General features: G+C 66.1%; 24 protein-coding genes and 1 pseudogene. 13 read left to right on the top strand and 12 right to left on the bottom strand.

Annotation, left to right across the window (positions count from 1 at the left end):
- Positions 1 to 136 precede the first annotated feature (136 nt).
- From ACFC0O_RS35445 to ybaK, 3 genes are all read right to left on the bottom strand, one after another.
- A complete protein-coding gene (locus ACFC0O_RS35445; RefSeq protein ID WP_375965869.1) occupies positions 137 to 1,825 on the bottom strand; it encodes an MDR family MFS transporter in 1,689 nt (562 codons plus the stop codon).
- Positions 1,822 to 2,358, bottom strand: coding sequence for a MarR family transcriptional regulator (locus tag ACFC0O_RS35450; RefSeq protein ID WP_364639546.1), 537 nt, complete (start codon positions 2,356 to 2,358; stop codon positions 1,822 to 1,824). The genes ACFC0O_RS35445 and ACFC0O_RS35450 overlap by 4 nt, the downstream gene beginning before the upstream one ends.
- 106 nt (positions 2,359 to 2,464) lie before the next feature.
- On the bottom strand, positions 2,465 to 2,959 hold the full coding sequence (ybaK, locus tag ACFC0O_RS35455) for a Cys-tRNA(Pro) deacylase (RefSeq protein WP_364639543.1): 495 nt from the start codon (positions 2,957 to 2,959) through the stop codon (positions 2,465 to 2,467).
- A gap of 186 nt (positions 2,960 to 3,145) precedes the next feature.
- On the opposite strand from ybaK, the gene ACFC0O_RS35460 reads away from it, so the two are divergent.
- Together ACFC0O_RS35460 and rsrA are read left to right on the top strand one after the other, a co-directional pair.
- A complete protein-coding gene (locus tag ACFC0O_RS35460) occupies positions 3,146 to 3,958 on the top strand; it encodes a sigma-70 family RNA polymerase sigma factor (protein ID WP_375966463.1) in 813 nt (270 codons plus the stop codon).
- 8 nt (positions 3,959 to 3,966) lie between these two features.
- Positions 3,967 to 4,233: a mycothiol system anti-sigma-R factor gene (rsrA, locus tag ACFC0O_RS35465; RefSeq protein WP_375966466.1), complete on the top strand. Its 267-nt coding sequence runs from the start codon at positions 3,967 to 3,969 to the stop codon at positions 4,231 to 4,233.
- A 78-nt stretch (positions 4,234 to 4,311) separates the two neighbouring features.
- Here rsrA and ACFC0O_RS35470 read toward each other — a convergent pair whose 3' ends face one another.
- On the bottom strand, positions 4,312 to 4,386 hold the full coding sequence (locus tag ACFC0O_RS35470; protein ID WP_153805149.1) for a 50S ribosomal protein bL37: 75 nt from the start codon (positions 4,384 to 4,386) through the stop codon (positions 4,312 to 4,314).
- A 90-nt stretch (positions 4,387 to 4,476) separates the two neighbouring features.
- Between ACFC0O_RS35470 and ACFC0O_RS35475 the strand changes: the two genes are divergently transcribed.
- Together ACFC0O_RS35475 and ACFC0O_RS35480 are read left to right on the top strand one after the other, a co-directional pair.
- Positions 4,477 to 4,692, top strand: coding sequence for a biotin/lipoyl-binding carrier protein (locus ACFC0O_RS35475; protein ID WP_364639540.1), 216 nt, complete (start codon positions 4,477 to 4,479; stop codon positions 4,690 to 4,692).
- 106 nt (positions 4,693 to 4,798) lie between these two features.
- Positions 4,799 to 6,313, top strand: a complete 1,515-nt coding sequence (locus tag ACFC0O_RS35480) for a histidine kinase N-terminal domain-containing protein (RefSeq protein WP_364639537.1) — start codon at positions 4,799 to 4,801, stop codon at positions 6,311 to 6,313.
- Between the two features lie 289 nt (positions 6,314 to 6,602).
- Here ACFC0O_RS35480 and ACFC0O_RS35485 read toward each other — a convergent pair whose 3' ends face one another.
- Both ACFC0O_RS35485 and ACFC0O_RS35490 read right to left on the bottom strand, forming a co-directional pair.
- Positions 6,603 to 6,857 carry a WhiB family transcriptional regulator gene (locus tag ACFC0O_RS35485; RefSeq protein ID WP_011211115.1) on the bottom strand — a complete coding sequence of 85 codons (255 nt, stop codon included), beginning with the start codon at positions 6,855 to 6,857 and terminating at the stop codon, positions 6,603 to 6,605.
- 258 nt (positions 6,858 to 7,115) lie between these two features.
- Positions 7,116 to 8,054 (bottom strand): diacylglycerol kinase family protein, encoded by a 939-nt coding sequence (locus ACFC0O_RS35490; protein ID WP_364639535.1) that lies wholly within the window; start codon positions 8,052 to 8,054, stop codon positions 7,116 to 7,118.
- A 133-nt stretch (positions 8,055 to 8,187) separates the two neighbouring features.
- On the opposite strand from ACFC0O_RS35490, the gene ACFC0O_RS35495 reads away from it, so the two are divergent.
- On the top strand, positions 8,188 to 8,580 hold the full coding sequence (locus ACFC0O_RS35495; protein WP_364640456.1) for a hypothetical protein: 393 nt from the start codon (positions 8,188 to 8,190) through the stop codon (positions 8,578 to 8,580).
- A gap of 89 nt (positions 8,581 to 8,669) precedes the next feature.
- Here the strand turns inward: ACFC0O_RS35495 and ACFC0O_RS35500 are convergent, their stop codons facing one another.
- The 4 genes and pseudogenes from ACFC0O_RS35500 to ACFC0O_RS35515 form a co-directional block, all read right to left on the bottom strand.
- Complete coding sequence (locus ACFC0O_RS35500; RefSeq protein ID WP_364639532.1) at positions 8,670 to 9,155, bottom strand: GNAT family N-acetyltransferase; 486 nt, start codon at positions 9,153 to 9,155, stop codon at positions 8,670 to 8,672.
- Between the two features lie 4 nt (positions 9,156 to 9,159).
- Positions 9,160 to 9,774 (bottom strand): acid phosphatase, encoded by a 615-nt coding sequence (locus ACFC0O_RS35505; RefSeq protein ID WP_375965875.1) that lies wholly within the window; start codon positions 9,772 to 9,774, stop codon positions 9,160 to 9,162.
- A gap of 59 nt (positions 9,775 to 9,833) precedes the next feature.
- Positions 9,834 to 11,057 (bottom strand): hypothetical protein, encoded by a 1,224-nt coding sequence (locus ACFC0O_RS35510; RefSeq protein WP_375965878.1) that lies wholly within the window; start codon positions 11,055 to 11,057, stop codon positions 9,834 to 9,836.
- A 2,664-nt stretch (positions 11,058 to 13,721) separates the two neighbouring features.
- Positions 13,722 to 15,176: pseudogene (locus ACFC0O_RS35515) on the bottom strand (DEAD/DEAH box helicase); the annotation flags it as partial.
- A 496-nt stretch (positions 15,177 to 15,672) separates the two neighbouring features.
- Here ACFC0O_RS35515 and ACFC0O_RS35520 point away from each other — a divergent pair.
- Positions 15,673 to 16,707 (top strand): alpha/beta fold hydrolase, encoded by a 1,035-nt coding sequence (locus ACFC0O_RS35520; protein WP_375965880.1) that lies wholly within the window; start codon positions 15,673 to 15,675, stop codon positions 16,705 to 16,707.
- 18 nt (positions 16,708 to 16,725) lie between these two features.
- Here the strand turns inward: ACFC0O_RS35520 and ACFC0O_RS35525 are convergent, their stop codons facing one another.
- Complete coding sequence (locus ACFC0O_RS35525; RefSeq protein ID WP_375965882.1) at positions 16,726 to 17,826, bottom strand: SGNH/GDSL hydrolase family protein; 1,101 nt, start codon at positions 17,824 to 17,826, stop codon at positions 16,726 to 16,728.
- Positions 17,827 to 17,961: 135 nt separating this feature from the next.
- Between ACFC0O_RS35525 and ACFC0O_RS35530 the strand changes: the two genes are divergently transcribed.
- Both ACFC0O_RS35530 and ACFC0O_RS35535 read left to right on the top strand, forming a co-directional pair.
- On the top strand, positions 17,962 to 18,663 hold the full coding sequence (locus ACFC0O_RS35530) for a ferritin-like fold-containing protein (RefSeq protein ID WP_364639518.1): 702 nt from the start codon (positions 17,962 to 17,964) through the stop codon (positions 18,661 to 18,663).
- Positions 18,664 to 18,764: 101 nt separating this feature from the next.
- Complete coding sequence (locus tag ACFC0O_RS35535; protein WP_364639516.1) at positions 18,765 to 18,992, top strand: DUF3107 domain-containing protein; 228 nt, start codon at positions 18,765 to 18,767, stop codon at positions 18,990 to 18,992.
- 66 nt (positions 18,993 to 19,058) lie between these two features.
- Here the strand turns inward: ACFC0O_RS35535 and ACFC0O_RS35540 are convergent, their stop codons facing one another.
- A complete protein-coding gene (locus tag ACFC0O_RS35540) occupies positions 19,059 to 19,733 on the bottom strand; it encodes a TetR/AcrR family transcriptional regulator (protein ID WP_375965885.1) in 675 nt (224 codons plus the stop codon).
- 433 nt (positions 19,734 to 20,166) lie between these two features.
- Between ACFC0O_RS35540 and ACFC0O_RS35545 the strand changes: the two genes are divergently transcribed.
- The 5 genes from ACFC0O_RS35545 (at position 20,167) to ACFC0O_RS35565 (ending at position 24,376) form a co-directional block, all read left to right on the top strand.
- A complete protein-coding gene (locus ACFC0O_RS35545) occupies positions 20,167 to 21,141 on the top strand; it encodes a DUF3152 domain-containing protein (protein ID WP_375966470.1) in 975 nt (324 codons plus the stop codon).
- A 103-nt stretch (positions 21,142 to 21,244) separates the two neighbouring features.
- A complete protein-coding gene (moeZ, locus tag ACFC0O_RS35550) occupies positions 21,245 to 22,432 on the top strand; it encodes an adenylyltransferase/sulfurtransferase MoeZ (protein WP_364639510.1) in 1,188 nt (395 codons plus the stop codon).
- Positions 22,433 to 22,583: 151 nt separating this feature from the next.
- The gene (locus ACFC0O_RS35555; RefSeq protein ID WP_375965887.1) at positions 22,584 to 22,955 is read left to right on the top strand and encodes a type II toxin-antitoxin system RelE/ParE family toxin; all 372 of its coding nucleotides are present in this window, start codon (positions 22,584 to 22,586) and stop codon (positions 22,953 to 22,955) included.
- Entirely contained in the window at positions 22,948 to 23,259 is a 312-nt protein-coding gene (locus ACFC0O_RS35560) for a helix-turn-helix domain-containing protein (RefSeq protein ID WP_375965890.1), read from the top strand. The genes ACFC0O_RS35555 and ACFC0O_RS35560 overlap by 8 nt, the downstream gene beginning before the upstream one ends.
- Before the next feature lie 265 nt (positions 23,260 to 23,524).
- Positions 23,525 to 24,376: a TIGR02569 family protein gene (locus tag ACFC0O_RS35565; RefSeq protein WP_375966472.1), complete on the top strand. Its 852-nt coding sequence runs from the start codon at positions 23,525 to 23,527 to the stop codon at positions 24,374 to 24,376.
- Positions 24,377 to 24,403 lie beyond the last annotated feature (27 nt).

The raw sequence follows: 24,403 nt of genomic DNA on the forward strand, positions 1-24,403 counted from the left end.
GGGTCGAAACGAACCTGGCGAGATGGGAACCCACGCGGTACAAGTAACGCACACATCCGGCCGCTTCCCGTGGAAGGCGACCGGATGTGTGCGTGTCAAAAGTGCTGGTCAAGCGCCCAGCGGGTGATCTTGGTGGCTAGCCGATGGCCTCGACCGCGGCCTCCTCGATCTTCTCCTGCCGCGCCTGGATACCGCCGGAGGTGCGCAGTGGCACCTCCTTCCAGAACAGCACCAGGATCATCGCGATGAGCGCCACCGCGGCCGCCGCCAGGAACACCGTGTCCATGGCATTGGCGAAGCCGACCTTGAACGGATGCGCCAGCGTCGGATTCAGCTTCTGAATGATCGAGCTGTCATTGAGCACCTCCGCCGCGGCGGCGTGATCCTGCTTGGCGAGCCCGGTGGACAGCGCCACATCGGCCGGATTGCTGCTGTGCATGCCCTCGGCGATGGCGACCTTGTACTCCTGAGTCGTTGCCGCCGACTGCAATTCGGTGCTGATATTCGGCCCGACCTGCGAGAACAGGATGGACAGGAATACCGCGACACCGAGCGTGCCGCCGATCTGCCGGAAGAACGTCGCGGCGGCCGTGGAGACGCCCATATCCTTGGGCGGCAACGCGTTCTGGATCGCCAGCGTCAGCGGCTGCATGAGATTGCCCAGTCCCAGACCGGTGATCAGCATGAACAGCATGGTCACGTACAGGTGCGTGTCCGCGGTGACGAAGTGCAGCAGGAACAGTCCGAGCACCAGCAGTCCGGCGCCGATCGGCGGGAACCACTTGTACCGTCCGGTGCGCGAGATCAACTGTCCCGCAATGATGGACGCGGTCATCATGCCCACCACCAGCGGCAGCATCTGCATACCGGCCAGCGTCGGGCTGGACCCGCGCACCACCTGCAGGTACTGCGGCAGCAGGGTGATGCCGCCGAACATGGCCGAGCCGACCACGATCGAGATGACAACGCCGAGCGCGAACGTCGAGTTCTTGAACATGCGCAGTGGAATCAGCGCGGCGTCACCGAGTTTGGCCTCGACGGCCACGAATCCGATCAGGCCGAGCGCGCCCACCACGTAGCAGGTGATGGAATTGAAACTGCCCCAACCCCATTCGCGGCCCTGTTCGGCCACCACGAGCAGCGGCACCAGGCCGACGGCCATGGTCAGCACGCCGAACCAGTCGACGGCCACCTTGGGCTTCTCCACCTTCGGCAGCTTCAGCACGCGCGACACCACGGCCAGCGCGATGATGCCCAGCGGCACGTTCACCAGGAACACCCAGCGCCAGCCGGTGATGCCCAGGATGGTGTCCTGTCCGGAGATGACGCCGCCGAGCACCGGCCCGACCACGCTGGAGGTGCCGAACACGGCCAGGAAGTAGCCCTGGTAGCGGGCGCGCTCACGCGGCCCGACCATATCGCCGAGGATGGTCAGCGCCAGCGACATCAGACCGCCCGCGCCCAGGCCCTGGAACGCGCGGAACGCGGCCAGCTCGTACATGGACTGGGAGAACGTGCACAGCAGCGAGCCGACCACGAAGATCGTGATGGCGGCCAGATAGAACGGCTTGCGGCCGTACATATCCGAGAGCTTGCCGTACAGCGGGGTGGAGAGGGTGGCGGTGATCAGGTACGCCGTGGTCACCCACGCCTGCATCGAATAACCCTGCAGGTCATCGGCGATGGTGCGGATGGAGGTGGACACGATGGTCTGGTCGAGCGCGCCCAGCAGCATGCCGAGCAATAGACCACTGAGCACCACCAGGATTTGCTTATGCGTGAAGCCGGCGGGTGCCGCGGCTTCCGTCTCTGCGGTAGTCGTCACGAATTACTCTCTGCGGAATCGATTTTCGGGAAGAGGGGGGCGCGGGTGGCGAGTTCGGCCAGCATGGTCTGCCGGTTGATCTCGTAGTCGTCCACGAAGCGCTCGAGCAGGTGCGCGAAGGTGTCGCGTTCGCCGGGCTCCCAGGCGCGCAGGATCTGCGTCAGGGATTCATTGCGGCGCACGCGAATCTGCGCGGCGCATTCGCGCCCGAGGTCGGTGACCGCCAGTACGCTGACCCGTCCGTCGGCCGGATCGGCGCGGCGTTCGAGCAGTCCGCGTTTCACCAGCGCCGCGACCTGCCTGCTGATGGTGGAGGCGTCCGAATACAGCGCCTCGGCCAGTGCGCCCGAGCGCATCGGCCCGTTGTGCAGCAGTTGGAAGAGGATGCCGAACGCGGCCGGTTCCACCTCGCCATTGGTGGCGGCGGCGACCTGTGCGTTGGTCTTCTCGCGTAGCCGGGTGAGCCGGGTGAGCTGGTAGCCGATGGTGTCGAGCAGGTCGTCGGCGAGCGTTATCGCCGGGTCATCGCTCATCGGGCACCTCCTTGCGCTAAACAACTGCTTGTAGCAATCAACTAGTTGTACTGAGCAAGTATGTGGAGATAGTTGTGTCTTGGCAAGTTTTTTTCGGAAGGGTGTCTCAGCTCACGGCGACGGCCGCGGTGACGGCTCCGGTGAGCCGCACCAGATCGGCGGGCGCGAGCTCGATCTCCAGCCCGCGCTTACCCGCACTGCACAGCACCCGATCGAAGCCCAGCGCCGATTCATCGATCACCGTCGGCAGTCGCTTCTTCTGCCCCAACGGCGAAATCCCGCCCAGCACATAGCCTGTGGTGCGTTCGGCCTTCGCCTTGTCGGCCATCGCGGCCTTACCGCCGCCCAGCGCCCCGGCCGCCGCCTTGAGGGAGAGCTTGGCCGGAACCGGCAGCACCGCGACCGCGAGCCCGCCCGATCCGAGCTCGATCACCAGCGTCTTGAAAATCTGCCCCGCCACCAGTCCGAGCTCCTCGGCGAGCGCGTCCACCGCCTCGGCCCCGTACGAATCACTGCGCGGATCATGCGTATACGCGTGCACCCGATGCTCCACCTTCGCCTGCACCAGGGCCTTGATCGCGGGAGTCGACGCAGCTGCCATGCCGTCACCCTAAACATCCGGCACCATGACGCGACACCGGATTTCGCCGCGGCGGGAACATGGCGATCTCTCGTCCTGTTGCACGCCATACGCGTCACAGAAAGCCGACAGCCCGCGGTGTGCGCGACGTTATTCATCACGAAGGAGGAGTCGGTGACCGTTCTGGTCGAAGAACGCCCGGTGCGGATGCTGATCAACATCCCAGCAGACATCGCCCGCCCTGCCGGTTTCCCGGCGCTCACCCCGCTCGCGGTAGATTCAAGTGCTACGGCGATCGAAGGGAACAGCGTGACGAGCGACGACGACAAGGTCGATCGCCTGCCCGATGACGACTCGGAAACTGACGAGGCCATCGACGGCGGCGATTCCGGCCAGGATGACGAGAACCGTGTGCGCAGCACGGAGAGCACCGAGGAGCTCGGCCGCCGATTCGAGCGTGACGCGCTGCCGCTGCTGGATCAGCTGTACGGCGCCGCGCTGCGCATGACCCGCAATCCGGCCGATGCCGAGGATCTGGTCCAGGAGACGTTCGCCAAGGCGTACCAGGGGTTCCGCTCGTTCCGCGAGGGCACCAACCTGCGCGCGTGGCTGTACCGCATCCTCACCAACACCTACATCAACTCGTATCGGAAGAAGCAGCGCCAGCCCGCGCAGTATCCGACCGACGAGATCACCGACTGGCAGCTCGCCGCCACGGCGGAGCACACCTCGCAGGGTCTGCGCTCGGCCGAGATGGAGGCCCTGGAAGCGCTGCCGGACGATGAGATCAAGCGCGCTCTACAGGAACTTCCCGAGGAATTCCGCATGGCGGTGTACTACGCCGACGTGGAGGGCTTCCCCTACAAGGAAATCGCCGAGATCATGGGTACCCCCATCGGCACCGTCATGTCCCGCCTGCACCGCGGCCGTAAGCAGCTAAAGGGTCTGCTCGCGGATGTGGCGCGGGAACGCGGATTCAACCGGTCGGGCAATGACGCGCGTCAGGAGGTCACCCAGTGAGCGACGAGATGGATATGGACTGCACGGCGGTACTCGCCGACGTCTGGCTGCTCCTGGACAACGAATGCGATGAGTCGATCAAGGCCCGTCTGCAGGAGCACATCAACCGGTGTTCCCCCTGCATCGAGGCGTACGGCCTGGAGGAGAAGCTCAAGTCGCTGCTGAACCGCAAGTGCGGCGGCGAGCGCGCCCCCGACTCGCTGCGCGCCCGCCTGACCATGGAGATCCGCACGACCTTCACCCAGGTGGAGACCAGGATCGAACCGGTCGAGTAGTACCCCCGGAAAAAGCATGAGCGGCACACTTCGTCGAGAAGTGGTGCCGCTCAGTGCATTTCGAGCTATGTAACCAGCTCAGGCGTTCGGCCGCTTGCCGTGGTTGGCTGCGTTCTTCTTGCGGCCACGCTTCTTACGTCCACGCTTACCCATAGGTAGTCTCCCTTCTGATTGAAGACCATTCTTTCATGTGTGATTGGCTGTACCTTCATCGGATCAGGTCAACGAACACCGAGGGGCAACATGGCTGAGGAAGTACTTGCGGAGATGGTGTCCACCGTCTTCCAGATCGTCGCGAACGTGGGCGATCAGGTGAAGGAGGGCGACACCCTGGTGATCCTCGAGTCGATGAAGATGGAGATCCCGGTCGTGGCCGAGGCCGACGGCACCGTGGCATCCATCAACGTCAAGCCCGGCGATGTGATTCAGAAGGATGACCTGATCGCGGTCATCAGCTAGTACCCCCGGCAACACCTGCGGTACCCGCGCGTTCCTGGCGAAAGCGCGAATCCTTAGTTCGGCGTGGGAACATACACCGAGGTTGGGATCTGAGGAGCGTGGGTGAATGTCGACACTGAGCGATCTACTGGCTGAGCACACCGATCTACCGGGTGCGGCGGTCGATCATCTGCAGCGGGTGGTGGGGGACTGGCAGTTACTGGCCGACCTGTCGTTCGCGGATCTGCATCTGTGGGTGGGCACGGGGCCCATCACCGATGGCGCGGATGTGGTGTGCGTCGCGCAGTGCCGCCCCACCACCGCGCCGACGGTGCATCCGGAGGATCTGGTCGGTTCGCTGGCCAATAAGGACGCGTTCCCGCAAATCTTCGAAGCGCTGCTCACCAGCGATATCAATCGCGTGGATTCCGATGCCGAGGTGTCCGGCGTCTATCACCCGCATCCGGTGCACGCGATCCGCGAGGCCATTCCGGTCCGCGTCGGCGACGATGTGATCGCCATTCTCGGCCGCGATACCGATGTGCAGCGCCGAAAGATGCGCTCCAGCTTGGAGATCGCGTACATGGCGTGCGCGGATGATCTGTGCCAGATGGTCGCGGACGGCACCTTCCCCGCGCTGGAGGATCGCACCGGAGCGCATTCCAGCCCGCGCGCCGGTGACGGTTTCATTCGCCTCGATACCGACGGCATCGTGGTCTACGCCAGCCCGAACGCGCTCTCGGCCTATCACCGCATGGGTCTGCAGAATGATCTGGTCGGCCAGGATCTGGCGCTGACCACGCGCTCGCTCATCACCGATCCGTTCGACGCGCAGGAAGTCGTCGGCGATATCCAAGCCGCGCTGGCCGGAAAGGCCGGGCGCAGAATGGAAGTCGAGGCGCGCGGTGCGACCGTGCTGCTGCGCACCCTTGTGCTGCGCCCCAATGGGGAGCTCGCCGGCGCGGCCGTGCTGGTGCGCGATGTGACCGAGGTGAAGCGCCGCGATCGCGCGCTGCTGTCCAAGGACGCGACCATTCGCGAGATCCACCATCGTGTCAAGAACAATCTGCAAACGGTTGCCGCATTGTTGCGGTTGCAGGCTCGCCGCACCGAGAACGAGGAGGCGCGGCTGGCGCTGACCGAATCGGTTCGCCGCGTCACCTCCATTGCCTCTGTGCACGAGATGCTTTCGATGTCGGTGGACGAGGAGGTCGATCTCGACGAAGTCGTGGATCGCCTCTTGCCGATAATGGCCGATGTCGCTACGGTGCACACCGCTCGCATAAAGGTCCGGCGCGCAGGCTCTTTGGGCGTCTTCTCGGCCGAGCGCGCAACCCCGCTTGTCATGGTGCTCACCGAATTGGTCCAGAACGCAATCGAACACGCCTTCGACGCGGGTGAGAACGGCACCGTCACCATCCGCTCCGAGCGCTCGGCCCGCTGGCTGGACGTGATCATCAGCGATGACGGCCGCGGCCTGCCCGACGGCTTCAGCCTGGAGGCCTCCGACCGCCTCGGCCTGCAAATCGTCCGGACCCTGGTTACCGCCGAATTGGGCGGTTCCATCGGCCTGCACCCGGGTGCGGACATTGGTACCGACGCCGTTCTCCGCGTCCCCCTGGGTCGCCGTTCAGCCCGCTAGAAACCGGCACACCCGCGCCATTAAATGAGCGCTTCGCCATTAGTGGCGAAGCGCTCATGTCATTCATGAATAGCTGAATCCCACTCAACGGAATTGTTCTTCGGCGAGTCGGAGCATCAGAGGTTTAGTCGCAGCCCAAAGCGTTTTCGGGGTTCGTGCAAAGCCCTCGGAAGATGTCCGGGGGTTCGTTTACCCCTGTTAGACACTGAAGCCCGGCACCGTGTGGTGCCGGGCTGAATTGCGCTGGGCCGCGAGCTGTGCGGCCTAGCGCCAAGTCGTCTAGCTGCTGTTAGACGACGGTGCGGGTACGCGTGCGAGCGTTGCGACGCTTCAGCGCACGACGTTCGTCTTCGCTCATTCCACCCCACACGCCTGCATCCTGACCGGACTTCAGGGCCCAGGAAAGGCAATCGGCGGTGACGGGGCAGCGAGCGCAGACCAGCTTGGCATCGGCAATCTGCGCGAGCGCAGGACCACTGTTACCCACCGGGAAGAACAGCTCGGGGTCCTCGTCGCGACAGATGGCCTTGTGGCGCCAGTCCATTCCTCTGCTCCTTTGCTTGGGCATGCGCATGGCGCTGCCCCTGTGGTTTGTGGTCCGTTCACTTGTGCGACTCGAATGTTTCCGCACGGTTGCTTGTGAATGCTTTCACGAACACCGTAGATGTCAATAGATACCTGGTGCACCGTGGGGAAGCTCACGCTGTAAGACCCCTACAAGGCGGGCCTGCCGAACCATTTCTACTCGGTCGAGCGGGTTTTCGCAGCGCAACCGCAAGGTTTCTCAGGTGTGTCTTACCGGTTAGGGCTTCGGCGCGACCACATCGAGGATATCCGGTGCGGCTGTGAAATTCACCATGTTGCGCCGACCAATGAAGTCACCATCGATTTGCAGTCCGATCGGCTCGGTGGCTTCGATGCGGACGGACGGGACATCGTCCTCGCGAAACAATTTGTGTCCCTTGGGATTTCCATCGCTTGCCAGCAACTGACGGGCAATCATCAGGGTGGGCACGATCCCCATGGTCCGCATGGCAAACACCCCGAGACCGGATTCGAAGGTGGTGCCGGGGTTGGTCCGCACGGGCGTGTTGTCGAGGAAAGTCCATGGGCTGGTGTTGGTCACGAATGCGTAATGCACTTCCGTGACCGGTTCGTGACCCGGAATCTCCAAGCGCACCTGGGGAAGACTGCGCGCGGCCTTGAAGAACTCACGCACCGTGGTGCGCAGATACCGTGCGGGAGTAGCGGCTTTGCCGTTGGCGCGCTTGGCGTCGATGGCCTCGCACACATCGGCGTCCAGGCCCACGCCCGCGCTGAACAGGAACCAGCGATCGTCGGCCAGTCCGAGTCCGATGCGCCGATCCGCGTCCGCCGCCAGCAGATCGATCAACTGGTTCGCCGCGAACACCGGATCCTGTTCGATGCCGAGCGAGCGCGCGAACACATTCGCCGACCCGCCCGGGATCACGCCCAGTCGCGGCAGCCAGTCGCGCTGCGGCTCATGCGGCAGCGGCAGGAAACCGTTCACGGTCTCGTTCACGGTGCCGTCGCCGCCGTGCACCACGATCAGATCCATCCGGGTATCCGCGGCCCAGCGCGCGAGTTCGGCCGCATGCCCGCGCCGTTCGGTGTGCACGACGGTCAGCTGGGTGCGGCTTTCGAGTGCGTGGGCGAGCAGATCGCGAGTAGCCGGGGTGGTGGAGGTGGCATTGGGATTCACGATCAGCAGCGTCCGCACCCAAGCAGCCTACTTTGTTGGTTTATGCGAACTGGCGTGTGTCAGAGCCTCATCCGATGGTCCGGTGAACTACGGACGGTCGTAGGCTGGGCGGGTGGCTGAGCAGAACGAGACAGGTGCGGGCGCGTCGACGATGGTGCCCGGCACCGTGCGGGTGGCCGGTGCGCTGGTGGCGCTGGAGGGCGCGGCCGGGGTGATCGTGGCGATCGTGCTGATTCTGCGCGCGGCCACCGGGAGTGATCAGCATGTGGTGAACGGGTACGGGACCGCGGCCTGGCTGGTGATTCTCGCGGGCGCGGTGCTCGCGGCCGGGATCGGGCTGTTCCGCGGTAAGCGGTGGGGGCGGGCCATCGCGGTGATCGCGAATCTGCTGTTGCTGCCGCCGGCCTGGTACATGATCACCTCGCATCAGGTGCCGCTCGGCATTCTGTTCGGTGTGATCGCGCTGGGCGCGCTCGGTGCGCTGTTCGCGCCCGCCTCGAGCCGGTGGATGGCGGCCGGGTACGTCACCCCGGACGACGAGTAGGTCAACCGTCCAGGAGTGCCGCATAAACCCCGCTGATCACGCCACAGCGGGGTTTTGGACGCCCGACCTACCCGATGTGCCCGACCGGCTCAGTCGTCGGCGTGCGAAGCCAGCCGGGCCAGCGCGCCACCGGTGAGCCGGTAACCGGTCCACTCGTCCTGCGCGACCGCGCCGATCGATTTGTAGAAATTGATCGACGGCTCATTCCAGTCCAGCACCGCCCAGTCGACCCGGGAGTACCCCTGTTCGACGGCCTCGCGGGCCAGCGCCGCCAGCAGATCACGGCCCAGGCCGAGCCCGCGCGTCTCCGGCTTGACGTACAGATCCTCCAGGTAGATCCCGTGCACGCCGGTCCAGGTGCTGTAGTTCAGGAACCAGATCGCGCAGCCCGCCACACCCATATCGCCCGGACCCTCGGCCACATGCGCGAAGACCGCCGGGTTCGGGCCGAACAGCGCGGTCCGCAGCTGGTCTTCGGTGAGCGTGCACTCGTCGCGCAGCTTCTCGTATTCGGCGAGGTCGTAGACGAGTCCCACCAGAGCCGGGATATCGGCGGGTGTGGCGCGGCGGATCATGCGATCAGTTCCCTTCCAACTGCGGAACCAGGTTGTGCGCGAGCAGGGTTCGCGCCTGGTAGTCGTACCCGAGCACGGTAACGGCGGCGGTGGACAGGAAGAACCGCCGCCCCTCCACCACCTCGAATTCGGCCCAGCGCGCGATCATGACCCGGGAGAAGTGCCCGTGCCCGACCAGCACCACATCGCGGGTGGCGAGCTCGGGGATGACGGTGGCCAGCACGTGGTCGGCGCGCTTGCGGACCTGGTCGGCGGTTTCGCCTTCGGGGGTGACGCCGGTCCAGATGGTCCAACCGGGTGACATGCGCTGGATCTCGAGCGTGGTGAGACCTTCGTATTCGCCGTAATCCCATTCGACGAGATCATCGTCGACGTGCACATCGGTCAATCCGGCCAATTCGGCGGTGCGCAATGCGCGTTGCCGGGGACTGCTGAATACCAGCGGATCGTGCAGCCCGAGACCGGCCAGCAATTTCCCGGCGGCCAGGGCCTGTTCCTCCCCGGCGGGTGTCAGCGGAATATCGGTGCGCCCGGTATGGCGGCGTGCGGCCGACCACTCCGTCTCACCGTGTCGTAGCAATATCAGCCGATAATCATGTTCGGACACGCCCTCGATCATGCCCGACAAACCACCCGTCCCGGGCGGCGGCGCACGGAAATAGCGGCGGTATCGCCGGACTACGCCGCGCCGAGGGCGTACAGCCGGGTGCCGCGCTGTTCCAGCACCGTGCCGCCGATGGCCGCCAGCGAGATGGGCTCATTGTGATAGTCGGTGCGCTGCACCGCGATCCGCCCGGCCGCCGCGCCGGTCGCGGGATCGACCGCGCGCAGGCCCTCCGGTGCGGGGACCAGCAGTTGACCGGACATCAGGGTGGGGGTGCCGAGCACGTTCTGGATCGTCCAGGTGACATCGAAGGTGCTCGCGTTCAGCGCCAGCAGGGACTGCCCGGTGAAGACGAACCAGGCCGAGCTCAAATGGCTCACCAGTGCGTTGTCCGGCAGCGGGGCCGGAAGCTGGTGTGTGGCAATGACATTGCCGGAAATATCGTAGATCACGAATTGCGGTGCGGTGCCGCCGATTCCGGGCAGGTAGAGCGCGATTCGACTGTCCGACACCGCGATCACCCGCGCGCTCTCGGACGCGCCGCCGGGTTCGTTCAGCACATGCGTGCTGTACTCCTCGGGCGTGGTGCCGTCCTTGGGGGCCGGATTCAATACGGTGAGCCGCACGGCGGTGTCCTTGGGGCAGCGCTCCAGCACCGCGACCCGGCTGGGCGAGGACGCCGCCGAAAGCAACGCGCATCCGGTGCGCGGCTGGGTCTTCGAGTTCACCGGGGCGTCGACCTTGCCGAATTCCAGGGTGCGCACCAGATCCGACCGCCACACCTCGAGCCGGTCCGGTCCCTGTGCGAGCGTGTACGTCCCGTCCACCGACATCTTGATGGAATCGTCCATATAGCTGGACCGCGAGGTGATCCGCCCGCCGGTCTCGGCATTGAGCAGCGTGGTCTGACTGCATCCGCGCTGATCCCGATAGGTGGCGATCACCGTCCCGAACTGGGATTCGATCCCGCACAACGGCATATCCCGCTGGTACTTCCACACCTGCTCACCCGTGACCGGATCCCGCCCGGTGACCGTGCCCCCGTCCCCGGTGACCGCGACCCCGCCGACCGTAATGGCCCGCGCACTCGCCGGATTCGGCGAATTCCACAGCTCCCGCATGCTCGCGGGCAACTGCTCGGGAGTAGGTGGCGCGGAAAGCGTCTTATCCGCGGTCACCGATTCGGTGCCACGGGCATCACTGGTCCACCACACCACGCCTGCCGCGATCGCCAGCAGAGCGACGATCGCGGCAGCGGTGAGAATATCGGCGCGCGTTCGCCGCTCGGGTGCGAGCACGACAGCGAGACTATCCGATCCCCTCCACTACGCCGAGGCGGCAACCCGCCCCCGGGCTATAAACCAGCGCCGCCGCGATCGTCTGGAGTGACGATCGCGGCGGCGTCGAGGTGCCAGCGGGTGGTCGCGGTTCGGGGGTGAGCGGCGGTCCCGGCTGATCTGTTTCGGTTACTTGGAAGCGGTGGCCTTGGTCCGCTTCTTGGCGGCGGACTTCGGTGCTTCGGGCTCGGCCTTGGCGCGGGTCTTCTTGGCCGGTGCGGCCTCGACCGCCTTGGCCTTGCCCTTCTTCGCGGGGGCGGGCTTCGCTGCCTCGGCGGCCTTCTTGCGGGCCGGTGCCTTGACGGGCTCCGCGACCGCGGCCTTGGTGCTCTTGCGAGCGGCCTTGGCCGGAACCTCGACTGCCGCAATGGTCTTGGCAGCCGGGGCGGCCTTCTTCGACGCGGCGGTCGTTGTCGCGGCCTTGGTGGCTGCCTTGCGGGCCGGTGCCTTGGCAGGCTCCGCCACCGCGGTCTTGGCTGCGGCCTTGGTGCTCTTGCGAGCGGCCTTGGCCGGTGCGGCCGGAACCTCGGCTACCGCAACCGCCTTGGTGGCGGTCTTGCGTGCGGTTTTGGCGGGCGCGACCGTCTTCTCCGCTGCCGCGGCCTTGGTGGCTACCTTGCGGGCCGGGGCCTTGGCGGGCTCCGCCGCCGCGGCCTTGGTGCTCTTGCGAGCGGCCTTGGCCGGTGCGACCGGAACCTCGGCTGCCACAGCAGCCTTGGCGGCGGTCTTGCGTGCGGTTTTGGCCGGTGCGACTGTCTTCTCCGCCACTGCGGTCTTGGTGCTCTTGCGAGCCGCCTTGACCGGTTCGGCCGGAACCTCCACTGCGGCAGCAGTCTTGGCGACGCGCTTGCCGGTCGCCTTCGCGGGCTCGGCGACGACGTCGACCGCTGCCTTGGCCGCGCTCTTACGAGCCGTCTTGGCGGGCGTGGTTTCGACGGCTTCCGCTGCCGGAGCCTTGGCGGACGCGGCGGCCTTCTTGCGTGCCGGGGCCTTCACGGGCTCGGCGACCACTTCCGCGACCTCGGCGGTCTTGGCCGCTGCCTTGGTGCTCTTGCGAGCGGCCTTCGCAGGTGCGGCCGCGACTTCGGCGACCGTGTCGGTGGTCGCCGCCTTGGCGGTGCGCTTGCGTGCCGGGGTCTCGGTCTCGGTCTCGGTCTCGGTGACCGGGGTCTCGGCTGCGGTGCGCTTGCGGGTGCTCTTCACCGGTGCGGCTGCTTCGGTCGCGACGGCGACTTCGGCGGGGGCCGTGGCGGTTTCGGTGGCGGCCTTGGTGCTGCGGCGGGCGCGCTTGGGGGCGGCGTCCTCCGAGACCTGAGCCGTGGCGGTGACCGGATCGCCGGAAACCGTTGCGGCGGGTGCGGAACCGTTCACGGTCGGGGCCGGGCTCGCCGTGGGGCGGCTGGCCCGACGGCGGCCGGTGCTCTTGACCGGTTCGGCCGGAGCCACCGACGCGGTGACCGGGTCGCCGGAAGCGACTGCGGCACCGGTGGTTTCGGCAGCCGCATCGCCCGGAGCCAGGGCCGGGCGGCTGGCGCGGCGGCGGGCGGGGCGCTGACCGAGCACCGCTGCCGGAGCGGCTGGCGCTTCGGCTTCGGCGGTGACCGTCGCGGCGGGCGCGGTGGCAGCACCGTCCACCGCTTGATCAGCGGTGGCGGGGTTGCCGGTGACCGCATCGGCCGCGGGCTTGTCCGCGCGGCGGGCGCGGGTGCGCTTCGCCGGAGCGGCAGTCGCCGTGCCGGATGCGACCTCGGTCGAATTCACCTCGGCGACAACCGATTCGGTGGATTCGACGGCGGTTGTGGTGACCTGCGCAGAGTCCGTGGCGGCCGCTTCGGCCGGGGCCGAACCGTTCTCGCTCGCTCCCCGCGCACGACGGGTACGAGTGCGCTTCGCCGGTGCGGCGGCCTCGGCGGCTGCGGCCGAGTCGGCCGGAGCCGATACGGTCGCCACCGAGTCAGCGGGGGCCGGTGCGGTCGCCAGCGAGTCAGCCGGAGCCGACGCCACCGAGTCAATCGGAGCCGGTGTGGTCGTCACCGAGTCAGCCGGAGCCGACGCGGTCGCAGCCGAACCCGCGGTTACGGCGGAAGCGGTTGCCGCGGTGCCGGTTTCGTCGGCGTGGCTGAAGGTGACCGTGGTGACGGGCGGAATTGCCGCGCCGTTCGTGGCCGCGCCACCGGCGTTGCCGACCGCGTTCTCGGTCACGGTGTTCGCCGTGACGTCGTTCTCGGCCACGGAATTCACGGCCGCCGAGTTCTCGGTGGTGTGCTCACCGTTGCCGCGCGCGCCGTTGTTGTCCGAACCGCGGTTGCGGCGGTTGCGGTTGCGCCTGCGGCCTTCGCGCACCGGGGCGTCGCCGGTGTCGGCCCGGGGGGCCTCGGCGGCGGACTCGGTGTCGGTCTGATCCTCGGCGGTGGTGGAAACCGTTGCGGCGGTGGCATTGTCGGAACCACCGCGGCCGCGACGGCGGCGACGGCGGCGGCCCGGCTTATCGGCGGAGCCTTCCTCATTGCCCGCGACCACATGGCCGTTGACGGCGTGACCGTTGAGCGCGTGACCGTTCACGGCCGCGCCATTGCCATTGCCATTGCCGTTGACGGCGGTGCCGTTGACCGGGTTGCCGTTCGCGGAGTTGCCGTCGACCGAACTGCCATTGACCGAATCGGCTTCTGCGCCAGTCACATTCGACCCGTTGACCCGCACGTCCTCACCGGTGCGCGCGCCACGGGTGCGCTTGCGATTGCGGCTACGCGGCGAGCGGGCTTCGCGCGGTTCGCGTTCCACCACCACGGCGTCCTCATCGCGCACGACGGGGCGCTTGCGCACGATCCCGGTGACGTTCTGGGGGATGCCCAGATCGGAGTACAGGTGCGGCGACCGCGAGTAAGTCTCGACCGGTTCGGGCATACCGAGCTTCAATGCCTGGTCGATGGACGCCCAGCGCTTGAGCTCGTCCCAGTCGACGAGCGTGACGGCGACGCCGGTGCGCCCCGCGCGCCCGGTGCGGCCGATGCGGTGCACGTAGGTCTTCTCGTCCTCGGTGCACTGATAGTTGATGACGTGGGTGACATCGTCGATATCGATACCGCGCGCGGCGACATCGGTGGCGACGAGCACGTCGATCTTGCCCTCGCGGAACTTCTTGAGCGCCTTCTCGCGGGCGATCTGCCCGAGGTCGCCGTGTACCGCGCCGACCGCGAAGCCGCGTTCGGCCAGATCGTCGGCCACCTTCTGCGCGGTGCGCTTGGTGCGCGCGAAAATCATTGTGGCGCCGCGAGTTTCGGCCTGCAGAATGCGGGCGACCACCTCGCTCTTGTCCAGCGCGTGCGCCCGGTACGCGAACTGCGTGATGCGATCGGTGATGGTCGAGTCGTGCGGTTCCTCGGCCCGAATATGCGTGGGCCGGTTCAGGAACGTGCGCGCCAGGGTGATGATCGGACCCGGCATGGTGGCCGAGAACAGCATGGTCTGACGCTGGTCCGGGACCATGCTCAGAATGCGCTCGATATCGGGCAGGAAGCCCAGGTCCAGCATTTCGTCGGCTTCGTCGAGCACCAGGACCTGGACCTTGCCCAGGATGAGGTGCTGCTGTTCGGCCAGGTCCAGCAGTCGTCCGGGGGTGCCGACCACGACGTCGACGCCATTGCGCAGCGCGGCGATCTGGGTGTCGTAGGGCCGTCCGCCGTAGATGGAGGTGACCCGAAGCGGGCGTCCCTCATGCGTTTTGACGTACTTGCTGGCGTTCTCCAGATCGGAGGTGACCTGCATGCACAGCTCGCGCGTCGGCACGATGACCAGTGCGCGCGGCGTGCCGTCCAGCGGAATGGTGCCCGAGGTGCCGGAGGCGATGCGGTGCAGCAGCGGCACACCGAAGCCGAAGGTCTTGCCCATGCCGGTGCGGGCCTGCCCGATGAGGTCTTCACCGGCCAGCGCGAGCGGCAGGGTGAGTTCCTGGATGGCGAAGGTGCGTTCGATGCCCATTTCGCCGAGGGCGCGCACGATCTCGGGGTTGACGCCGAGTTCGGCGAAGGTGGGGGCGGTGTGGGTTTCGTCGAGCTCCGCGGTCAGCAGCGTGTCGGCCACTCCGGGTTCCTGCTCTACGGTGATCTTGCTCAGGGTACGTGCCTTCCTCGATTTATCGCGTCTCGCGCGCACGAGGTGTGGGGCGGACCGGCCGGTCCGCGCTGCCACTTGATCCGTTCGTCTGTCGCCGCTGCGGGATGCTCTTGCGGGCATCGACCTGGCGCGGCGGACAATGTTGCGGATCGGAGTGCGCGCACATTTTCCGTGACTACGGCCACCCGATCGAAACACGTTCGGGCGAAAGTTTCCGTTGTCCCCGGAGATTGTAGCGTGATACGGTCTTCGCTCTTTTCCCCGCCACCGCAATTGCCTTCGATATTGCGCTGCTAGACGCGATTCCCCGGCATATCGGTTGCCCGCCCCGAGTCTTCGCAGCCACGTTAAGGATTGTGCCGCAGTGGAATTGGCCCGGATGCCGCGTGTACTCACCCAGGTCGGCAGTTGGATTGCTCACATAGCTGTTACAAGCTGTAGCAGCATGTGCGAAGTTGTGCGGGTGAGCTTGGCAGACACCGTGAGCATCGCCGCGCGCAATGCGTGGGCCCTGACCTTCGGCACCGGCATCGGAGCCCCCGAACCGACCCCGTCAACGGTGCTTTCCAGTGCGCCGCACCGGGAATTGCGCCGCTATGACGGCGCGGCGGACGGCGATCCGGCGGTGCTGCTGGTGCCGCCGCTGGCCGCCCCCGCGTTCTGCTTCGATCTGAGCCCCGAGCAGAGCATGGCGCGCTTCCTGCTGGAATCCGGTCGCGCGCCCTACCTGGTCGATTACGGCGATATCACCTTCGAGGACCGCCGCATGGGCTTCGAGGATTGGATCGACGACATCCTGCCCGAGGCGATTCGCCAGGTGTCCGCGGATCGCGGTGGTCAGCCGGTGGATCTGGTGGGCTGGTCCATCGGTGGCGTGCTGGCACTGCTGACCGCGGCCGCCGATGACACGCTGCCGATCCGCTCCATCACCGCGGTGGGCGCGCCGCTGAGCTACAACCACATGGTGGGCGTGCGGGAATTGCGCGCGCTGGCCCGGCTGGACGGCGGCCGCACCGCGACGGCCGCGATTCGCGCCACCGGTGGGGTGTCGGCGCAGCTGACCCGGATCGCGTACCGCGCGACCGCGTGGGATCGAGAACTCAAGCGCCCCTTCTTCATTGCCAGCAATATCACCGATACGCCGACGCTGGAGCGGATGGCGACGATCGACCGTTTCCAGAATTCGCTGCCGGGTTATCCGGGCCGTTTCTACAACCAGTTGTGGGGCCGGTTCATGCTGAACAATGACATCGGCAAGGGCGTGGTGCATTTCGGTGCGCGCGAAATCGCGGTCGCCGATGTCACGGTTCCGGTGCTGCTGGTGGGCGGGCCGAACGATGCGATCACCGCGGCGGCCGCCGTCGAGCACGGTACGACCACGCTGACCGGCTCACCGGAGGTGCGGTACGAGACCGCACCCGGTTCGCACCTGGGCATTCTCATCGCCCGCGACACCACGTGGATGTACCTGGACAAGTTCCTGCGTGACGTGAATTAGCCCGGGAGTGGACGCCCGCTAGATCCCGGGAATCGTTGGGAACGGCCGCCTTTCGGGCCAGGACGTGGTGGTCAGCGTGCCGATGCGGTAGTTGGGCACCAGCGTGTCGGCGATCTGCCGGGCGATGAGTTCGTACACCGCCTGGGTGGGGTGCGCGAGATCGCTGGTGGTGAGGGCGCGCCGGATCGCGGGCGGTGTCGGATCCTGCATGCCCAGGTAGAGCACCGGCCCGTGATCCTGGGCCAGCGGTGTCAGGTTGAACTGCTGTGGATTGTTCGACACCACCTGCATCCAGTCGGCGATGCGCACGAACGAGATATTGGGCGCGAACGCCCCCAGCCCGTCCTTGGGCGGCACCCAGTGCGCGGCCAGCTGACGCAGCGCGGTGTTGAACGCCTGCACGTTGGCGACCGCCTTGGCCACCGAATCCTCACCCTTGTCGGCGGCCTTGTCCTGGAAGCGGATCGAGACCAGCGGGCTGGGCAGGTCGATCAGCACGAAATGCTCGTATGACGGGTTGGTCGGGAACGAATCGCAGATCTCGTTGACCAGATCGTTGATCTCGCGCACCAGTGGCCGGACGCCGGTTCCGGCCGCATCGGTCGGACCCGGATTGTCGGGGACCGGCCGTTTGGCGGTGATGAGATCGTTGAGCCCGATCCAGATGACGTGCAGGGTATGCCCGGTGAACTGGTTCTGCTCGGTCAGTTTGCGGCGGGCGTTGATATAGGTCGAGACCTGTTCCTTCAGGTAGCCCAGTGCACCGGCCTTGGGTTTCCAGTCCGAGGCCGCGATGGCCCCGCCTTCGGCGTAGTTGGCGTATTTGACCGGGGCGAGATCACCGAAGTTGGTGCGCAGCACCAATGAGTCGGTGGTCAGGGTGCGATGCGGTGCGGTGGCGTATTCGGTGTTCTTCTTATCGCCGCGGATGAGCGGTTCCCCGCCGATCCACTCGATCAGGTAGTCGGCCCAGTTCTTACCGTCGCTGTAGCGGCCTACTTCATTGGTGCGCATCATGCCGGCGGCGCGCGCGAACATGCCGGCGGGCGCCTCCCGTTTGATGCCGATATCCGACAGGCTGTCGCCGAGGACGACGAGATTCTGAATCGCAGTGGGCACGGTACTTCTCCCGAACTATCGGTTGATCATGAAAAATGTTGTGGCACAGTACCTTCCGAGCAGTTTGAGGGTACGACCGATGATGTGTCAGCGATGGGTGAATGGCGTTCATACCCGCGGACTAGGGTGGGGTCCATGGGAGCAAACTCGTCTACCGCGCTGGGCGACGCGTCGGAATCGGCCGACGCGCGGATCGCCGCCACACATCCCGGAGTCGCCGACCTTTTCGCGGTCCTCGCCTACGGTGAGATCTCCGCCTTCTATCGGCTGGCCGAAGAGGCCAAATTGTCGCCGTCACTGCGCGGCAAGGTGCACGTCGCCAAGATGGCCGCCAACGAGATGGGCCATTTCGAAACCCTCGAGCAGGCGCTCGCGGACCGCGGTGCGGACGTCTTCGACGCCATGGCCCCGTTCGTGCGCGCGCTCGACGCCTATCACGCCTCCACCGACCCCTCCACCTGGCTGGAGTCGATGGTCAAGTTCTACGTCGGTGACGGTATCGCCGCCGACTTCTACACCGAGATCGCCGGCGCCCTGGCTCCCGAGGTCGCCGATGTGGTCCGCGATGTGCTCGCCGAGACCTCGCATTCGGAATTCGTCATCGAGGAGGTGCGCCGGGCGGTCGAGCAGAATCGCTCCGAGCGCGACCGGCTCACGCTGTGGGGACGCCGCCTGCTCGGCGAGGCGATCACGCAGGCGCAGTACGTGATGGCGCAGCGTGATGAGCTCACCGAGCTGGTGCTCACCGCCACCGGCGATCTGAACGGTATCGCGACGCTGTTCGAACATATGCAGGATTCGCATGCCGAGCGCATGCGCGTGCTGGGTCTGGGCTAGCCCTCGTTCGCTCTCAGCGCAGGGCGGTCGCTGCCGGTGGCCGGGCGTCCTGCACTAGCCTTGGCGAAGACAGCACAGGACTCTAGGTTCGGAGGTTGGCCGTGGAGGTCAAGATCGGTATTTCGGATAGCCCGCGTGAGCTGATCATCAACAGCGCGCAGACTCCCGCCGAGGTGGAGGCACTGGTCACCGGCGCGCTGTCGGGTGAGAGCGGTGTGGTGACGCTGTCCGACGAGAAGGGCCGCAAGTACCTGATCCAGGCCAAGAAGGTCGCCTACGTGGAGATCGGCGCTCCGTCCGCGGGTCGTGTGGGTTTCGCCGCGGTCTGAAGCCGCGAATGCGTCAAAAGCAATTGCCCCGTTGAGAATTCAACGGGGCAATTCTTTGCTTGGTCTTTAGTATTTGTCGTCGATCGGATGCAAAGGCACGTGTGACAGCCCGCCCCAGCAGAGCGCGACGGTCGTATCGACCGCTTCGTCCTTGGGAATCGGGCGATCCGCCTCGAGCCAATAGCGGGCGCTGATCTGGCTGGCGCCGACGAGGCCGACGGCGAGGATGCGCGCGCGGTACGGATCCAATCCGGAATCGTGTGCGACAAGATCGAAGACCGCGTCCACACAGGATTCGGTGGCCTGCTCGACCCGGCGTTGCACCTGCGGCTCATTGGTGAGATCGGATTCGAAAACCAGTCGGAAGCCCTGGGTTTCGTGATCGACGAAGTCGAAGTACGCCTGCACGGCCGCGCGCACGCGATGCTTGTTGTCGGTGGTGGAGCGCAGCGCCTGGCGCACACTCGACACGAGGGCTTCGACATAGTTCTGCAGCACCGCCAGGTACAGCTCGAGCTTGCTCGAGAAGTGCTGGTACAGCACGGGTTTGCTGACGCCCGCACACTGCGAGATCTCATCCATGCCGGCCGCGTGATAACCGCGGAGTACGAATACCTCCCCGGCGGCGGCGAGCAGCTGTGCGCGTCGGGCCTCGCGGGGCAGGCGGGTGCCGCGCTTTGTCGGCGCCATGGCCTCGGATGACGTGCGGTGCGCGCTCATCCGGTCCACGAGGTCAGTCATTTTCCGATCTCCCAGTCGATTCCCGGCGGAAAGGATGTCACCGGGTATCACCCGAACGATACTCGCTCGAGGGGTCGGTGCCGATCCAGGTTCCGAATATTGATGTGCTGGATGTTTGTCGATCCGCACAAGGCTTTGTGGATGCGGCTCGTGTATTCGGCGAGCGCGCTTGCCGCTTCGATTATGCGAGGCGGGTCACAACTGTGTAGCACATGTCCAGATTTGTGAGATCCGTCGCTGTCCCCGTGACGGCCCGTGAGTGCGGTCGAGCGCACTGTGAGAGTCTGTTCTGGTGACCGACGACGGGGGCAGAAACTCCAAGCGGAAAGGCCGACCGACCGGGCCGATTTACGATCCGCTCGGGCTGTACACCGGGAACCCTCCGGCACATCCCGAGCAATCCGGACAACCGGATTCGCCCGGACCGTCCGGACTGCCGGTGCTCGCCGAGGAACGGCTCCCGCTCCCGCATGAACCGCTGCGCGCCAGCTGGGATCCCACCGCCGCACCCGAGGGATCGCGTGATCGGCCCGAACGCGAGACCAAGAAGCAGAGTCCGCTGGGGCGTTTCGTCTCCACCTACGGCTGGCGCGCCTACGCGCTGCCGGTGCTGCTCGTGGTGACCGGGCTGGTCGCGGTGGACGCGTTCCGTGGCGGCGGCGACAGTGTCGCCGGGGTACCGGGTTTCGGGCGATTGAGTGATCGCAGCGAGACCACCAAGATCATCGGTGTACCGCCGCCGGGCAGTGGCAAGTTCGCCGCCAACCTGCCGACGGGCGCGGTGCCCGGCGGTGGGCCGTTCACCGAAATCGGCGCGGGCACTTGGCATATCGTGCCCGGCGGGACCGGACAGGTCGGCGCCGGTTCGGAGCACGTGTTCAGCTATACCGTCGAAATCGAGGACGGGGTGGACACTTCCGGGTTCGGCGGGGACACCTCGGTGGCGCAGATGGTGGATGCCACGCTCGCCAATCCCAAGAGCTGGACCCATGATTCGCGTTTCGCGTTCCGGCGCGTCGACAACGGCAATCCGGATTTCCGGATCTCGCTGACCTCGCGGGAGACCACGCACAAGTCGTGCGGTTTCGAGATCCCCATCGACTCCTCCTGCTACAACTCGGATTTGGATCGCGTGGTGCTGTCCGAGGTGCGCTGGGTGCGCGGTGCGCTGGCGTTCGAGGGCGATATCGGCTCGTACCGGCAGTATCAGATCAACCATGAGACCGGGCACGCGATCGGCTATCACGAGCATCAGCCGTGCGATGTGGACGGCGGGCTGGCGCCGGTGATGATGCAGCAGACCTTCGGCACCCGCAATAACGACATCGCCACCCTCGACCCGACCGGTGTGGTGCCGATGGACGGGAAGAAGTGCCGCTTCAATCCGTGGCCGTATCCCCGCGACTAGTGCGCCGCCGCACGCCGCCTAGGCTGGGGAAGAACGGCCAGGGCCGCGGTGTTGCACGAGTGGCCGCGAAATGCCGGCGAAGTCGATTGAGGAGTCTGCCAGCGTGACAGCAACGCATCCTTCCCTGCCGCCCCTGGTGGAGCCGGCCGCGGAGCTGACCAAGGACGAGGTCGCCCGCTACAGCCGCCATCTGATCATTCCCGATCTCGGGGTGACGGGTCAGAAACGTCTGAAGAACGCCCGCGTACTGGTGATCGGCGCGGGCGGGCTGGGTTCCCCGGCGCTGCTGTATCTGGCCGCCGCCGGTGTGGGCACGCTCGGCATCGTCGAATTCGACGAGGTCGACGCGTCGAACCTGCAGCGCCAGATCATTCACGGCGAATCCGATATCGGCCGTTCCAAGGCGGACAGCGCCCGCGACTCGATTCTGGAGATCAACTCCGGAATCAATGTGGAGCTGCACAAGATTCGCCTCGAACCCGATAACGCCATCGAACTGTTCCGGCAGTACGACCTCATCGTCGACGGCACCGACAACTTCGCCACCCGCTACCTGGTGAACGATGCCGCGGTGCTCGCGGGCAAGCCGTACGTGTGGGGTTCCATCTACCGCTTCGAGGGCCAGGTCTCCATCTTCTGGGAGGACGCCCCCGACGGCCGCGGCATCAACTACCGCGACCTCTACCCCGAGGCCCCGCCGCCCGGCATGGTCCCCTCCTGCGCCGAAGGCGGCGTCCTGGGCGTCCTGTGCGCGTCCATCGGCTCGATCATGGTCACCGAGGCCATCAAGCTGATCACCGGCATCGGCGACCCCCTGCTGGGCCGTCTGATGGTCTACGACGCACTCGACATGACCTACCGCACCATCAAGCTCCGCCGCGACCCCGAACGCCAGCCCATCACCGAACTCATCGACTACGACGCCTTCTGCGGCGTGGTCTCCGAGGAAGGCCAAGCCGCCGCGATCGGCTCCACGGTCACCGCCCGCGAACTGAAGGAAATGCTCGACGCAGGCAAAGACGTAGCCATAATCGACGTCCGCGAACCAGTCGAATGGGAAATCGTCCGCATAGAAGGCGCAACCCTCATCCCCAAGGACCGCATCCTCACCGGCGAAGCCCTAGCCGACCTCCCCCAAAACACCCCAATCGTCCTGCACTGCAAGACGGGTATCCGCTCAGCCGAAGCATTGGCCGCATTGAAAAACGCCGGCTTCTCCGACGCCACCCACCTCCAAGGCGGCATCATCGCCTGGGCCAACCAGGTAGACCCCTCCCTCCCGGTCTACTAACCAGCCTCCGCGCGTCCGCTGAACCGCGTCGAAGAAGCCCCGGTCCCTATACCGGGGCTTCTTCGCTTTCCATGCCGTACCAGGACCATGGCAACCGAGTCGTATCGAACGATCCTTGTATATAGGACGCATCCTATATAAGATCTGTCCTATGTATCTGTACGCGGTTGAGATCGAGCCAGATGTGGCCGACTGGCTGCGTTCGCTATCCGACAAAGACTTTGGTCGTGTCGACGTGTATGTCGGCATGCTCGCGGAGAACGCCGAAACGCTGGGTGAACCGTGGTCGCGCAATCTCGGCGACGGTGTCCGGGAACTGCGATTCCACCTGCATCCCAGAGAGATGCGCATTACCTACTGGCTAGCCACCGGGCGCAGAATCATCCTGCTGACGGTTTTCCGCAAAACCAGGATGCGGGAAGCCACGGAGGTGGCGCGGGCGAAGTACCTTCGCAAGGTCTGCGAGGCAGAGCATGATCACGCCCGGGCCAGTTTCGATAGAGAGGTGATAGACGATGGCTGACCACACGTCCATGGACGATCTGCGCCGCGAGCGGGCCGACCGTTCCGACTTCAATGCCGACGAGTACGACGCGGGGCGCGCGGAGGCGAAACTCGCGATCGAACTCGCCAACGCCATCAGGGAGCGTCGCATAGAGCTCGGCTTGACGCAGGCACAACTGGCCCAGCGCGCGGGTCTGCACCAGCCGGACGTCTCCCGCCTCGAATCCGGCGGCGGCACACCCACTATCGGCATGCTCGACAGACTCGCGCACGCTCTCGAACTTCGCTTTGTCGCCCGATTCGAACGAACCGACGCAGCCTGACGATCCCTGCGGAGCACCCGGTCATGTTGCAGCTCTGCCTGCGACGCACCGGTTTTCGGCGTCGCCATGCCCTGTGACCGCGACGAGATCGAACTCCGAGTGGTCCATGACCTCCTGGCAGTCCATCCGATGTCTGGTTCGAATACTAGGTCTGAACTGGACGAGTGGCGGTGACTGAGGTCGTAAGGATGGTTTACGGACCGGGCGGTTTCCGGCGCGGCGTCCGATTCGGGTCACTTTGCGGCGGTACCGTACGCGCGTGACCATGACTGCTGTGGAGCCTCCTGAGCATGTGCGGGCGACCTTTGGGTTGCGCGAGGCTGCGCCGGTTCCGCTGGGGAACTGGGATGGGGGGTGGCGGTGTGCGGATGTGGTGTTGAGTCCGGTGACCGATCATGCGCGGGCTGCTTGGTCGGCGAAGGTGCGGGAGACGTTGCGGGTTGACGGGGTGCGGTTGGCTCGGCCGGTGCGGGCCACCGATGGGCGGTATGTGGTGTCGGGGTGGCGGGCGGATACCTTCCTCGAGGGGATTCCGGAGCCTCGGCATGATGAGGTGGTTTCGCTATCGCTTCGATTACACGAGGTGACGGCGAAATTGGAGCGGCCGCGGTTCTTGGCGCAGGCGCCTGCCGCGCCCTGGGTGGATGTGGATGTTTTCGCCGCGGCGGATCGGGCTGCCTGGGAGGCGGTGCCGTTGCGGACGTTGAAGGTGGGCGGGTTGCTGCCCGCGACCTCGCCGGACGGGGATCGCAGTCTGATGTTGATCACGCAGCTTTCGACGCTGCGTAAGCCGATAGCCACGCCACCGCAGCTGGTGCACGGTGATCTGTTCGGGACCGTGCTGTTCCACACCGGTTCCGCGCCCGGCCTCACCGATATCACCCCGTATTGGCGGCCCGCGCCGTGGGCCGCGGCCGTCATCGTGGTCGACGCGCTGTCCTGGGGCGGAGCCGATGACGGCCTGCTGGAGCGCTGGGCCGGCCTGCCCGAATGGCCGCAGATGCTGGTGCGGGCGGTCATGTTCCGGCTAGCCGTGCACGCGCTGCACCCGAGGTCGACGCCGCAGGCGTTCCCGGGGCTGGCGCGCACCGCCGACATGATCCGGCTGATCCTGTAGTCGGACAAGCGCGGTCGTCCGATCCGC

Source organism: Nocardia sp. NPDC056100 (assembly GCF_042266325.1).
Taxonomy (GTDB): Bacteria; Actinomycetota; Actinomycetes; order Mycobacteriales; family Mycobacteriaceae; genus Nocardia.

Excerpts from the sequence above, each read along its gene's own strand:
- rsrA (WP_375966466.1), top strand. The coding sequence starts at position 3,967 with ATGGATATGGACTGCACGGCGGTACTCGCCGACGTCTGGCTGCTCCTG.
- ACFC0O_RS35460 (WP_375966463.1), top strand. The coding sequence starts at position 3,146 with ATGCTGATCAACATCCCAGCAGACATCGCCCGCCCTGCCGGTTTCCCG.
- ACFC0O_RS35530 (WP_364639518.1), top strand. The coding sequence starts at position 17,962 with ATGGGAGCAAACTCGTCTACCGCGCTGGGCGACGCGTCGGAATCGGCC.
- ACFC0O_RS35555 (WP_375965887.1), top strand. The coding sequence starts at position 22,584 with ATGTATCTGTACGCGGTTGAGATCGAGCCAGATGTGGCCGACTGGCTG.
- ACFC0O_RS35495 (WP_364640456.1), top strand. The coding sequence starts at position 8,188 with ATGGTGCCCGGCACCGTGCGGGTGGCCGGTGCGCTGGTGGCGCTGGAG.
- ACFC0O_RS35500 (WP_364639532.1), bottom strand. The coding sequence starts at position 9,155 with ATGATCCGCCGCGCCACACCCGCCGATATCCCGGCTCTGGTGGGACTC.
- ACFC0O_RS35485 (WP_011211115.1), bottom strand. The coding sequence starts at position 6,857 with ATGGACTGGCGCCACAAGGCCATCTGTCGCGACGAGGACCCCGAGCTG.
- ACFC0O_RS35475 (WP_364639540.1), top strand. The coding sequence starts at position 4,477 with ATGGCTGAGGAAGTACTTGCGGAGATGGTGTCCACCGTCTTCCAGATC.
- ACFC0O_RS35560 (WP_375965890.1), top strand. The coding sequence starts at position 22,948 with ATGGCTGACCACACGTCCATGGACGATCTGCGCCGCGAGCGGGCCGAC.
- ybaK (WP_364639543.1), bottom strand. The coding sequence starts at position 2,959 with ATGGCAGCTGCGTCGACTCCCGCGATCAAGGCCCTGGTGCAGGCGAAG.
- ACFC0O_RS35480 (WP_364639537.1), top strand. The coding sequence starts at position 4,799 with ATGTCGACACTGAGCGATCTACTGGCTGAGCACACCGATCTACCGGGT.
- ACFC0O_RS35450 (WP_364639546.1), bottom strand. The coding sequence starts at position 2,358 with ATGAGCGATGACCCGGCGATAACGCTCGCCGACGACCTGCTCGACACC.
- ACFC0O_RS35540 (WP_375965885.1), bottom strand. The coding sequence starts at position 19,733 with ATGACTGACCTCGTGGACCGGATGAGCGCGCACCGCACGTCATCCGAG.
- ACFC0O_RS35505 (WP_375965875.1), bottom strand. The coding sequence starts at position 9,774 with ATGATCGAGGGCGTGTCCGAACATGATTATCGGCTGATATTGCTACGA.
- ACFC0O_RS35565 (WP_375966472.1), top strand. The coding sequence starts at position 23,525 with ATGACTGCTGTGGAGCCTCCTGAGCATGTGCGGGCGACCTTTGGGTTG.